Raw genomic sequence first — 235 nt, 5'->3', positions numbered from 1 at the left:
GGTGATGAAATCAGTGCTTGAACAAGAGAAGCTGGTGAAACGGCCTGTGAACATTCTTTATCAAAGAGGCGGAACAGTGGATAAAGGATGGACCTACATGATGGAGCGAGAAGCCAACTATATCAGTTTAAATTCAAGCTTATTGTTAAGCCGTAACTTGCTTGGCAGCAGTAACGTGACGATGAATGATGTGACACCGCTGGCAATCCTTGCAGAAGAGTGGCAGGTCGTCGCA

The 235-nt window shown here is 46.0% G+C and carries 1 protein-coding gene; it reads left to right on the top strand.

Annotated features, from left to right (window positions below):
• Positions 1-235 (top strand): hypothetical protein (locus tag AC0IXA_RS28170; protein WP_471815021.1); only part of this gene is annotated, 235 nt, incomplete at both ends.

The sequence above is a fragment of the Pseudomonas sp. AC083 genome (genome assembly GCF_979253165.1).
This window is presented reverse-complemented; position numbering and strand designations above follow the sequence as displayed.